We start from the raw sequence: 11,776 nt of genomic DNA on the forward strand, positions 1-11,776 counted from the left end.
CCGGCCAGCGGCCGGCACTACCCTGCAATGCCACCCGACCAACGGCCGGGTGCTACTGGATCAGCTGCCCGACAGCATCCGGCGGATCTTGCGGCCGATGCGGGTCAGGAACGAATCACCGGTATCGACCGCGGTGCGCACCGGCTTGGCCACCACCTGCACCGGGGTGACCGGGCTGGCGCCATTGCCGGCTGTGGCCTGCACGCCTTCGGCACCTTCGACCGGACGGCCGTGGCGACGACGACGACGCTTGCGCGGCTTGCGCTCGCCATCCACCGCACCTTCCGGCGCACCTTCGGCACGCGGCGGGCGCGGCGGGTGCGGAGCCTGGGCGACAGCGGCTTCAGCACCTTCCACCTGGGCAGTTGCGGCCTGCTCGCCTTCCACGCGCGGCTTGCGCGGGCCGCGCGAACGGCGTTCGCCGCTGCGCTCGCCGTCACGGCCACCACGACCACCACCACTGCCGGAACGACCGCCACTGCGGCCACCGCCCCGACGCTCTTCCTCGGCGGCGCGGGCTTCGCGCGCTTCACGGAAGATCTGGCCGACGCTTTCGTTGTCCTCGCCTTCCTCGCCTGCAGCCGGGGCCGGGCGTTCCGGGCGCGGCAGCGGGGTCAGCAGTTCCTTGGTGACCGGCTCGGAGGGAATCTTCTGCTCGATGTAGGCCTCGATGTCCGGCAGGCCCATCGCGTAGCGTTCGCAGGCGAAGCTGATCGCATCACCCTCTTCGCCCAGGCGCGCGGTACGGCCGATGCGGTGTACGTAGTCTTCGGCATCGAACGGCAGGTCGTAGTTGTAGACGTACTTGATGCCGTCGATGTGCAGGCCGCGCGCGGCGACGTCGGTGGCCACCAGGATTTCCAGCTGGCCCTTCTGGAAGCGGTTGAGCAGACTCTCGCGCTTCTTCTGCGGCACGTCGCCGGACAGCACGCCGACGCGATAGCCGGCCTTTTCCAGCGAGCGGGCAACGCGCTCGACGAACACCTTGGTGTTGACGAACACCATGGTCCGCGCGCCTTCGCTGCGCGACAGCAGGCCCAGCAGCAGCGGGATCTTCTCGTCGTCGGCCGGGAAGTAGATGCGCTGGCGCACGCGGGCAGCGGTGATGGTCTCGGCTTCGACCACCAGCTTCTGCGGCTCGTTCATGTGCTCGTAGGCCAGCTCCAGCACGCGATGGCTGAGGGTGGCGCTGAACAGCAGGGTCTGGCGGATGGTGCGTTCCGGCATGCGGCGCAGCAGGAAGCGGATGTCCTTGATGAAGCCCAGATCGAACATGCGGTCGGCTTCGTCCAGCACGCAGATCTCGCAGGCATGCAGCGAAACCACCTTGTGCTGCTTGACGTAGTCGATCAGGCGGCCCGGGGTGGCGATGATCACGTCCACGCCCTGCTGCAGCAGCTCGCGCTGCTTGTCGTAATCCACGCCACCGTAGACCAGCGCGAAACGCAGGCCCAGGTCGGAACCGAACTTCACCGCATCCTTGTGGATCTGGATGGCCAGTTCGCGGGTCGGGGCGAGGATCAGGGCGCGGGGGTCTTCCGGCTTGCGGTCGGCCAGCGCCGGACGGGTCAGCAGGCGGTTCACGACAGCGACCAGGAAGGCCAGGGTCTTGCCGGTACCGGTCTGGGCCTGGCCGGCAACATCACCACCGGGCAGCGCGACCGGCAGGGTCAGCGCCTGGATCGGGGTGCAGCGGGTGAATCCGGCTCCTTCAAGGCCGGCCTGCAGGGCCGGGTGCAGCTCGAAGGAGGAGAAGGTCAAATCGGTCAGCGGTTTGTCGCTCATGAGTCCGTCTTGGTATGGCCGCCGGCCCTTGGGGCGGCTGGCACTTCAGCGTCTAGGGGAACCGTCGCAAACTGCGGCCCCTGCGGCGGGTTGGCAGGCCGGGACCCCTCGGTCCGTGCGCCGCACAATGTCCCAGTTTAACGCACTCGGGCAGGCAAACCGGAATGCCGCGTCTCACGGCGCCCAGAGACGCCACCTTCACCCAGCCACACCGGACTTGAACGGCTTGCACGGAGGCGCTGGTGTCGCCCACTGCCAGCCCCATCTTCAGGAAGACAGTGAAATCCGACACATACCGGCCATCGAAGCGATCACGATACGCTGGGTTCCAGACGGCGCCTGTCCCTGCCCCGCGATAGGGGTACACTGCCGGCCGTGAGCGTCCAGGCATCCCGCCGAACGCACCGCGGCAGTGCGCCGCGAGGCAACGACGAGGGTCGCGCCACCGGGCAAGGCCCAGTTCACCCACCTCCGGCATGGCCGGGTGCAATCCAAGACGAGAAACCAAGATGAGCGACAAGGTTGTACATGTCGGCGACGCCGACTTTGATAGCGCAGTGCTGAATTCCAAGGAACCGGTGCTGGTCGATTTCTGGGCCGAGTGGTGTGGCCCCTGCAAGATGATCGCCCCGGCGCTGGACGAGCTGGCCGATGCCTACCAGGGCCGCGCCAAGATCGCCAAGGTCAACGTTGACCACAACCGTGCGCTGGCCGCGAAGTACCACGTGCGTTCGATTCCGTACCTGGTCGTGTTCAAGGATGGCGAGAAGGTCGGCGAGCAGATCGGTGCGGTGGGCAAGGCCCAGCTGGCCGGCCTGCTGGACAAGGCCCTGGCCTGATCCTGCCGGTCTCCGGCAGCCGCCGAGCGCGGCTGCCGGCGGGCGCACCACGCCCATGATGAATGCTGTTCCCGGCGACCCTTGCATGGCGCCGCAGGCCGATGATAGTGTCGGCATATCCGGCCGCGTTCGCGTGCCGCACCCTCTGGACGCAGTTTCTTCCAGACCCATTCCCAACGTTCGCCGCCCCAGCCGGGCGCTCGCACCTTCAAGCGAGGAATAACGCTCTTGTCCGATAACACTTCCGAAACCGGCAGCGCTGATGCGCCCGCCGAAAAGCGCGTGCGCAAGCCCCGCGTGAGCAAGGCCGCCGCCCCGGCAGCCGCAGAAACCAGCGCCGCTCCGGCGCAGCCGACCCTGCCGCTGGCCGCCGCGCCCGAAGCACCTGCGCCGAGCGCGCCCGCCGCCGAGGCCCCCGCCAGCAGTGGCGGTGGCGAGGGTGGCGAGGGCCGCGAATCCGGCCAGCCGCGGCAGCAGAATCACCAGGGGGGGGGCCAGAACCAGGGCCAGAACCCGTACAACCAGAGCGGCCAGCAGGGCCAGGGGCAAGGTCAGGGCAACCGCCGCGACCGCTTCCGCAACCGCCGCGACCGTGACCGCAACAACCGCTTCCGCGACGATGGCATGTCCAATGACGGCGGCGAACAGCAGCCGTTCGTGCCGCGCCCGCACGCCAACGTGCCCGAGGGCTTCCCGGTCTACTCGCTGAGCGACCTCAAGCGCATGCCGGCACAGAAGCTGCTGGAAATCGCCGAACAGCTGCAGATCTCCGAAGGCGTGGCCCGTGCCCGCAAGCAGGACGTGATCTTCGCCCTGCTGAAGGTGCTGACCCGCCACGGTGACGGCGTCGCCGCCGATGGTGTGCTGGAAATCCTGCCGGATGGCTTCGGTTTCCTGCGCGCGGCCGAAGCCAGCTACCTGGCCGGCCCGGACGACACCTACATCTCGCCCAGCCAGATCCGCCGCTTCAACCTGCGCACCGGCGACCACATCTCCGGCCGCATCCGCTTCCCGAAGGACGGCGAGCGCTACTTCGCGCTGAACATCGTCGACACCATCAACGGCGAGCCGATCGAAGCGTCGAAGAACAAGGTGCTGTTCGAGAACCTGACCGCACTGTTCCCGCGCCGCCGCTTCACCCTGGAGCGTGGCAACGGTTCGTCGGAAGACATCACCGGCCGCATCCTCGACCTGATGGCGCCGCAGGGCAAGGGCCAGCGCTCGCTCATCGTGTCGCAGCCCAAGGCCGGCAAGACGATGATGATGCAGCAGGTCGCCACCGCCATCACCACCAACCATCCGGACGTGCACCTGATCGTGCTGCTGATCGACGAGCGCCCGGAAGAAGTGACCGAAATGCAGCGCACGGTGCGCGGCGAGGTCATCAGCTCGACCTTCGACGAGCCGGCCGCGCGCCACGTGCAGGTGGCCGAAATGGTCATCGAGCGCGCCAAGCGTCTGGTCGAGCACAAGAAGGATGTGGTGATCCTGCTCGACTCGATCACCCGCCTGGCCCGCGCCTACAACAACGTGGTGCCGAGCTCGGGCAAGGTGCTGACCGGTGGCGTGGACGCCAACGCCCTGCACCGCCCGAAGCGCTTCTTCGGTGCCGCGCGCAACGTGGAGGAAGGCGGCAGCCTGACCATCATCGCCACCGCGCTGGTCGACACCGGCTCGAAGATGGACGAGGTGATCTACGAAGAGTTCAAGGGCACCGGCAACAGCGAAGTGCACCTGAGCCGTCGTATCGCTGAAAAGCGCGTGTTCCCGGCCATCGACATCAACCGTTCCGGTACCCGCCGCGAAGACCTGCTGATCGAACCGGAACTGCTGCAGAAGATCTGGATCCTGCGCAAGCTGCTGCATCCGATGGATGAAATGGCCGCGATGGAATTCCTGCTGGACAAGATGAAGAACACCAAGTCCAACGACGAGTTCTTCGGTTCGATGAAGCGCTGATCCGCGCCATTGCATCGAAAAGAACCTGCCGCCCGCTGCGGCAGGTTTTTTTTTGCCTGCAGGGCGACCTGCTTCACTTTGCCGCCGCTGACTTTTGGCGATAATTCGCCCCATACCCTGCCCGGCCCCAAGGGCGTGGCCACCGATTCCCGCTGTCGCCCCTTCCGGAGAACCGGTCGGGTCCAGCCTCCTGCCGGATCCGTCGACGCATGCGAACGCTGTCCACCCGCCTCAACCTGGGCAAGCTGATCCTCGCCCTGGCCCTGCTCAGCGCCATCATCGCCCTGGCCAATACCCTGCTGGCCAGTTACCGCGTGCAGCGCGACCAGCTGGTCGGCAACACCCTGGAAGCCAACCGCGTCTATGCCACCAAGCTGGCCGAGACCACCCAGAACTTCCTGCTGGCCGCGCAGCAGGAGCTGGCCTACGCCGCCACCCGGCTCGGCCAGAGCAACCTCGATCCGGCACAGGCGCAGGATGAGGCCAGCCGCCTGCAGCTGCAGACCAACAGCTTCAACTCCTCGCTGGTGGTGGATGCCGACGGCCTGGTGATCGCCACCTCGCCGCAGACCCTGCAGCTGCAGGGCGAGATCCTGCACAGCGCCGGCAACAACGCCGCACTGGCCGCGCGCCAGCCGATGATCAGCGATCCCTACCAGTCGACCACCGGCAAGCTGCTGGTCTCGCTGTCGCACCCGATCTTCGATCGCCAGGGCCGCTATCGCGGCTACGTCAGCGGCACCCTGTACCTGCGCCAGCGCAGTGCGCTGCACACGCTGCTGGGCAAGCACTACTACCGCGACGGCTCGTACCTGTACGTGGTGGACCGCAATGGCCGCCTGCTGTACCACGCCGATGGCAAGCGGGTCGGCGACTACGTGGTCGGCAACCCGGCGGTGAAGGCAGTCGTGCGCGGTGAACGCGGTGCGCAGCAGGTCCGCAACAACCTGGGCGTGTCGATGCTGGCCGGCTATGCGCCGGTACCGGCCACCGGCTGGGGCATCATCGCCCAGCGGCCGACCGAGGCCACGCTGCAGCCATTGTCGCGGTTGATGACCGCGGTGATCTGGAATGCGATCCCGCTCGGCCTGCTGTCACTGCTGGTCACCTGGTGGTTCGCCCGTCGCATCTCGATGCCGCTGTGGCAGCTGGCGCGGAACGTGCAGGGTGGCGAGGACACCGGCAACGCGATCAGCCACGTCAGCGGCATCCGCGCGTGGTACTTCGAGGTGGCCCAGCTCAAGCAGGCGGTGCTGCACAGCTTCAACGCGCTGCAGGACCGCATCGGCACGCTCAGCCGCGCCAACCGTACCGATCCGCTGACCGGCCTGCTCAATCGCCGCGGCCTGCAGCAGGCGCTGGATGCATTGCAGGTGCAGGGCATTCCGTTCGCGATCCTGGCGCTGGACATCGATCGCTTCAAATCGATCAACGACAGCCATGGCCACGACGTCGGCGACGCCGCCATCGTCCATATCGCCGACCAGATGCGCCGCTACTCGCGCGACAGCGACATCCTCTGCCGTGCCGGTGGCGAGGAATTCCTGCTGCTGTTGCCGGGCATCAGCACCGACTCTGCGCGCCAGGCCGGCGAGCGCCTGCGCCAGCACATCGCCGATCATCCGTTCGAGCCGGTCGGCACCATCACCGTGTCACTGGGCGTGGCCCACTTCCCCAGCTTCCATGTCGATGCCGAGCAGGCGCTGCGGCTGGCCGACAAGGCCCTGTACATGGCCAAGGAACAGGGCCGCAACCGGGTGGTGGTCTACCCGTACGCGGACTGAAAAGCGGCCGGCCTGGCCGACCGCTTCACCGCGCCGGGCTCAGCGCTGCGCCAACGGTGTCAGCAGGCGCAGGCCGCGCTGGGTGCCATCGACCATGTACACGCCCCCGGCCGGCAGCAGATCACTGCCCGCCTGTTCGACGGCATCCGGCTTGCGCCACGGTGCGGCCTGGCGCGGGCCGGGGATGTAGGCACGCCAGCGGCCATAGTGCTCAGGTTGGGCATTGCCGTTGCTGCCGGTGTCGCTGTTCAGGGCGAAGTTCACCAACACGCGCACGGTCCAGAAGTCGCGCGTGCTGTTCTCGCCGGTGGTCGGCGGGACGAAGGTCCACTTGCGCGCGCCGCTGATGCTGGCCTTGGCGAGCAGGTCGCGCATCTTGGCCAGGGTCCGCTCCGGCGCGACCACGGTCATGTTCACCTGTTCGGCAATGACGTCGGCCACGGTCCCATCGCGGGCTACCTTGACCAGCAACAGCACATCACCCTGCCCACCACTGCGGAAGACATCCTCGGGGTAGCGCGGTGGCGGCATGCTCTTCCGGGTCACCGAATCGGTAGCCTTCGGGTCATACTCACTGAAGTCGACACTGGTCATGCTGACCTGGTAGCTGCCGTCCTCCTGCTGCTTGCCACGCAGGCGCACCCGCAGTGGTGCGTGGACCGCCACCGGCTTGCCATCGCGCAGCGTCGGCTCGAACTGCCAGCCACGGATGGTGCCCTCCACGAATGAGGCGATACCCGGTGCGAGCATCGCCTGCTGGTCCAGGACCAGCGCGCTGACCGAACCATCGGCCGCCACGTCGATACTGCCCGACAGCGCCATGCTCATCTCGGCGGTGGCACGCACGGCGCGCGCGTTCTGGGCGACGGCATCGGCTGGCAGCAGGGGGGCACCGGCGGAGAACGCCAGGGCCAGGGCAAGGAACAGGGGGGAACGCATCATTGCCGGATCCGTGGTGATGAAGTGAGCACCGAGCGTACCGCAGTCCAGACCGGACCGGCACGCGCCTCACGCCACGCCGTTCAGGCCAGGCGATGGGCCGCCGCGTAGGGCGGCGTATCCGGATAATCACCTGCGGCGAAGCGCACCTGCAGGCCCTGCCACCACGCAGGATCGAACAGGTGCCGGTAGTGTTCCCGCACTGCCGCCAGTTCGCTGGCGGGCAGGCCCATGAACGGGCCGAAGCGCTCGGGAAACACGTCGCGTGGACCGACATGGAACCAGGGTTCATCGGCCATGGCTTCCTCCGGCGTACGCGGCTGCGGCCAGGCGCGGAACACGCAGTCGCTGACCAGGCACAGCTCGTCGTAGTCGTAGAAGACTGCCCGGCCATGCCGCGATACGCCGAAGTTCTTCGGCAGCATGTCGCCGGGGAAGATGTTGTTGCGCGCCATGTCGGTGATCGCCTGTGCGTAGTCGAGTACCGCTGCGCGCACCGCCTCGCCCCCCTGCTCGCGCAGGTACAGGTTCAATGGACGGAAACGACGCTGTACGTAGCACAGTGCGACTTCCACATGGTCGCCATCGACCCGCACGGTCTGTGCGCATTGCTGCAGCAACTCCTCCAGCAAGGCCGGTGCGAAGCGGTCGCGCGGGAAGCGCAGGTGGCGATACGGCTGCGCATCGAGCAGGCGGCCGACGCGGTCGAGGTTGAACACCAGCGCGTACTTCTCTTCCACCTGCTGCCGCGACATCGCCTTGGGCCAGGCGAAGCGGTCGCGGATCAGCTTGAACACCAGCGGATAGCTGGGCAGGGTGAACACCGCCATGACCATGCCAGGTGTTCCTTCGGCGGGCACCAGCCGCTCCTGCGGGTGTTCGTTGAAGTGGCGGAAGAAGGTCCGGTAGCGCTCGGTCTTGCCTTGCTTGGCACGGCCCAGAACGGTGTAGATCTCATCGATGGGCTTGCCTGGCAGCAGGCTGCGCAGGAACACCACCGCATCGCCCACCGTGGCAAGGTCGGCCTGGAAATAGCTGCGCGACACGCCGAACAGGTGGGCGACGTCGCGGCGCCGGGTGAGCACCGCGTCGGCACGTAGTCCACGCTCATCGTTGACCAGCGCGATCACGCAGGGTGAGAAGCGGTGCTCGCCGAACACGCGGCCCACCAGGTAGGCACGGCGCTCGCGATAGAACACGGTGTCCAGCAGCTCGATGCTGCGCACCGGCGTATCGCCCCAGTGGGCCAGATCATCCTGCAGGCGCACGGCGATGGCCGCCGCGCAGCGCAACTGGTGCGCATACGGAATGTCGAAGCGGTAATCGGCCAACACGCGCTGCAGGGCCTCCACCGGCCGCGTCGGTGAAACCGCGTAGGTATGCCGCGCGACCGGATGGGTGATCGCATCGGACGGCTCCACGTCAAAGGCGATGAACTCCAGCGCCGGGTCCACGCCACGGGTGGAGAACAAGCGCCGCGACAGGGTGTTGTAGAACGTCTTGTACAGTTCGGCGTCGATCAGCCCCCGCAGCAATGCGCTGTAGCGTGCATGCACCTGCAGCCACAGTGCGCGCTCCCCGATTGCTTCGCCGGCAAGGCGCCGCAGTGCATCCATCTGTTCGGCAATGCACAGGTCGTACAGCGCGATGCGCTCGACTGCATCCCGGCGCGCGCCCGCCCAGTCGCGCTGCTCGAAACGCTGCCGCGCGCGGGCGGTGATCGCCGCAAAGCGGGCGTGGTACTGCTCGAAGCCAGCGTGGATGGCACCAGCGATGCGCGACGCCAGCTCGGCATCGATATCAGGCTCGGACATGCAGGACTCAGCCGGGAGGACCGGCTTCACCATACGCTGGCGTGGGGTGGCTTGTGTAGAGTCGAGCCATGCTCGGCTGATCCAGGCAGAAGCAGCCGAGCATGGCTCGGCTCTACAGTTGCAAAGAGCAGTCGGGCGGGCTCGACTCTACCGAAGCCAATGGCTCAGATCGCCAGTTCGGCCTCTACGTCCTGCACCTTGCGTCGGGCCAGTGCAAGGTTGGACTTGGTCCGGTCCAGCACGATGTAGAAGAACAGTCCCTTTTTCTTCGCGACCGGTCGCATGATGTGGTACGCCTTGCCCAGCGAGATCAGGATGTCCTCGATGCTGTCATTGAGGTTCAACGAGGCAGCGGTCTTCATCTTGGCCCGGATCACTTCGGTGTTGCCGGCGGCGGCCACTTCCATGTCCATGCCGGCACCGGCTTCGCCCAGCAGCATGCCGCTTTCGTAGTCGACCAGCGCCACTGCCTGCGCGCCGTCGATGCCCATCAGTGCGTTCAACGATTCATTCAATCCAGCCACGTCGCACCCCTTGTCGATGTTGGTTCGAGCCCCTCGTTCCCCTGCGGCCGGGCTCACGATCCGCCGAGTTCGGCCAGGATCGCCTGGCCACATTCCCTGCTCTGCCACAGCACCTGCCCGATCACGCTGCGCTGGTCGCAGGCCGCCATCAGCAGCAGCGGCGCACGCCCTTCGGCCTGGATTGCCAGCATCAGCACCTTGCCGCCCATCGCTTCCAGCATCAGCGTCTGCAGATCGCCCAGCACCAGTTCGCGCCCCACCGCTGCGGCCAACGCCAGCATCGCGCTGGTCATCGCCGCCAGCCGTTCGCCGCGCCCGTCGGCACCGGCGCTGACCAGGGCAAAGCCATCGACGCTGGCCAGCACCACCGTGCGCACGCCTTCCACCCGCTGCTGCAGGTCCTGCAGCAGCGGCTGCAGGCGCTCACGCTGGCCCGCATCGGGCAGTACCGCCATCTGCCCGTCACCCATACGCGGCCACCAGTGCGTGCGCTTCCATTTCGCTCATCAGTACATCCATCAGCAGCAGTCCCTGTTCGCGGTCACGGGCATCGACGGCCAGCAACGGCAGCGGCTGGTCGTCGAGGCAGGCGTGCGTGGCCCAGTCATCCAGCGCCGCCTGTGGTGCCTGGTCCAGGTGGGTGACGGCCACGACCAGTGCCAGGGATGATGCGAACGGCTGCAGCACCTGCAGGTAGTCCTGTAGCTCGCTGGCAATGCCGGCGCGACGTGCGTCCAGCAGCAGCACCGCGCCCCGTGCACCCTGCAGCAGGATCGGCCACAGGAAATCGAAACGCTGCTGGCCGGGCGTTCCGTACAGACGCAGGCGTTCTCCGTTGGGCAGGTCGATGTCTGCATAGTCCAGCGCGACGGTGGTGGAGGCCTTGTCGGCACCGAGGCGATCACTGTTGGCCACATCGGTGTCGACTACCGCGCCGGCCGCGATGCTGCGTACCAGCGTCGACTTGCCGCTGCCCATGCCGCCCAGCACCACCACCTTGTGCTCACGCATTGCGCTCACTCCCGCGCAGGTGCCGCCACAGGCGGGCAAGCAGTCCGTTGTCGGTGCGGGTGCCACCGGTCGCCATCATCGGCGCCGCCGGGGCGGCCTGCAGCTGCGCGTAGCCACACAGGTAGGCCGCGTGGATGAAATCGCGAACGGCCGCCGCCGGCAGCTCAAGCAGCATCGCGCATTCTTCAACCGTGCACGCGCGCTTGAGCAGCAACGAGCACAGGCGGAATCCATCGTGGTCGTGCCCCAGGACGCGGAAATCCGGCCAGCGCAGCAGCTTCACCGAAGCGCCGCGCAGGCGTTCGTCCAGTGCCTGCCAGTGGCGGCTGCGTTGCGCCCATTGCCACAACAGCGGCCGCAGCGGCTGGCGTGGTCGCTCACCAGCCAGCGCCTGCAGGCGCATTGGCGTCAGTGCATCCAGCTGCAGGCGTTCGAAAGCATCGGCCAGGCGCTCCACCACTGCGCTCGCAGGTTCCTGCAACAGCACGGCCTGGTCGTGCTCCAGATCCATCAATAGCAAAGGTTCGCCCGCATCACTCAACAGTGCCTGGCCATGGCGCAGCGGCAACCGCTCGCGCAGCAGGCGGGTAATGGCGTGTGCGCCATCGGCCAGACGTATCAGCGCGGGTGCGGGCATGGCCAGGGGCTCCGGTGCCAACTGCATGCGACGCAGCGCGCGGCCGATGGCACCGTCGTCGAGCACATCCTGGTGTCCGTCGCCGTCGCGCAGTTGGCCGCCGTTGTCCTCGATCCAGCATTGCAGGCGCGGTCGCTGCTGTCGCATGCGCTGGGCCGCGTTGCGCAGTGCCGGGGTATCGCGGATGACCAGCAGGTCGCAATCGTCCAGGTCCTGGCTGCGCCGGACGTGGCCGTCCGGCAGTGCCGACGCCAAGCGCAGCCGTTGCAGCAGGGCCTGCTCGCCCTGGATATCGGTTCCCACCACCAGCACGCGTGCCATCCGTGTTCCCCGGGCGACCACCTCCCCGGTGGTCTCGCGTCGCCAAGGCTAGGATATTGCCGACGAAGACCGTCGTGATCGACTGCTCAGATTGAAGGCGCTTGCACACCCCCTTCTGCCGGTTCTGCGACAGCCATCGCGGGCAAGTTTCATGCCCCGTTGA

Annotated in this window: 10 protein-coding genes; 3 read left to right on the top strand and 7 right to left on the bottom strand. The window is 67.2% G+C overall.

Annotation, left to right across the window (positions count from 1 at the left end):
- Positions 1-60: 60 nt before the first annotated feature.
- Positions 61-1,785, bottom strand: coding sequence for an ATP-dependent RNA helicase RhlB (rhlB, locus tag AB839_RS02595; protein ID WP_061478176.1), 1,725 nt, complete (start codon positions 1,783-1,785; stop codon positions 61-63).
- A 509-nt stretch (positions 1,786-2,294) separates the two neighbouring features.
- Here rhlB and trxA point away from each other — a divergent pair.
- The 3 genes from trxA to AB839_RS02610 all read left to right on the top strand — a co-directional run bounded on the left by trxA (position 2,295) and on the right by AB839_RS02610 (position 6,367).
- Positions 2,295-2,624: a thioredoxin gene (trxA, locus tag AB839_RS02600; RefSeq protein WP_005411275.1), complete on the top strand. Its 330-nt coding sequence runs from the start codon at positions 2,295-2,297 to the stop codon at positions 2,622-2,624.
- Positions 2,625-2,852: 228 nt separating this feature from the next.
- Complete coding sequence (gene rho, locus AB839_RS02605) at positions 2,853-4,583, top strand: transcription termination factor Rho (protein WP_061478177.1); 1,731 nt, start codon at positions 2,853-2,855, stop codon at positions 4,581-4,583.
- 209 nt (positions 4,584-4,792) lie between these two features.
- Positions 4,793-6,367: a sensor domain-containing diguanylate cyclase gene (locus AB839_RS02610; RefSeq protein ID WP_061478178.1), complete on the top strand. Its 1,575-nt coding sequence runs from the start codon at positions 4,793-4,795 to the stop codon at positions 6,365-6,367.
- A gap of 39 nt (positions 6,368-6,406) precedes the next feature.
- Here AB839_RS02610 and AB839_RS02615 read toward each other — a convergent pair whose 3' ends face one another.
- From AB839_RS02615 to AB839_RS02640, 6 genes are all read right to left on the bottom strand, one after another.
- Positions 6,407-7,309, bottom strand: a complete 903-nt coding sequence (locus AB839_RS02615; protein ID WP_061478179.1) for a hypothetical protein — start codon at positions 7,307-7,309, stop codon at positions 6,407-6,409.
- Positions 7,310-7,389: 80 nt separating this feature from the next.
- Positions 7,390-9,120, bottom strand: coding sequence for a bifunctional isocitrate dehydrogenase kinase/phosphatase (aceK, locus tag AB839_RS02620; protein ID WP_061478180.1), 1,731 nt, complete (start codon positions 9,118-9,120; stop codon positions 7,390-7,392).
- Positions 9,121-9,284: 164 nt separating this feature from the next.
- Positions 9,285-9,644: a hypothetical protein gene (locus tag AB839_RS02625; protein WP_005419760.1), complete on the bottom strand. Its 360-nt coding sequence runs from the start codon at positions 9,642-9,644 to the stop codon at positions 9,285-9,287.
- A 53-nt stretch (positions 9,645-9,697) separates the two neighbouring features.
- On the bottom strand, positions 9,698-10,114 hold the full coding sequence (locus AB839_RS02630; RefSeq protein ID WP_061478181.1) for a roadblock/LC7 domain-containing protein: 417 nt from the start codon (positions 10,112-10,114) through the stop codon (positions 9,698-9,700).
- Entirely contained in the window at positions 10,107-10,655 is a 549-nt protein-coding gene (locus AB839_RS02635) for a GTPase (protein WP_005419763.1), read from the bottom strand. The genes AB839_RS02630 and AB839_RS02635 overlap by 8 nt, the downstream gene beginning before the upstream one ends.
- Positions 10,648-11,613 carry a hypothetical protein gene (locus AB839_RS02640; RefSeq protein ID WP_061478182.1) on the bottom strand — a complete coding sequence of 322 codons (966 nt, stop codon included), beginning with the start codon at positions 11,611-11,613 and terminating at the stop codon, positions 10,648-10,650. Before AB839_RS02640 ends, AB839_RS02635 begins: the two co-directional genes overlap by 8 nt.
- Between the last annotated feature and the right edge of the window lie 163 nt (positions 11,614-11,776).

The sequence above is a fragment of the Stenotrophomonas sp. DDT-1 genome, from assembly GCF_001580555.1.
In the GTDB taxonomy this organism is placed as follows: Bacteria; Pseudomonadota; Gammaproteobacteria; order Xanthomonadales; family Xanthomonadaceae; genus Stenotrophomonas; species Stenotrophomonas sepilia.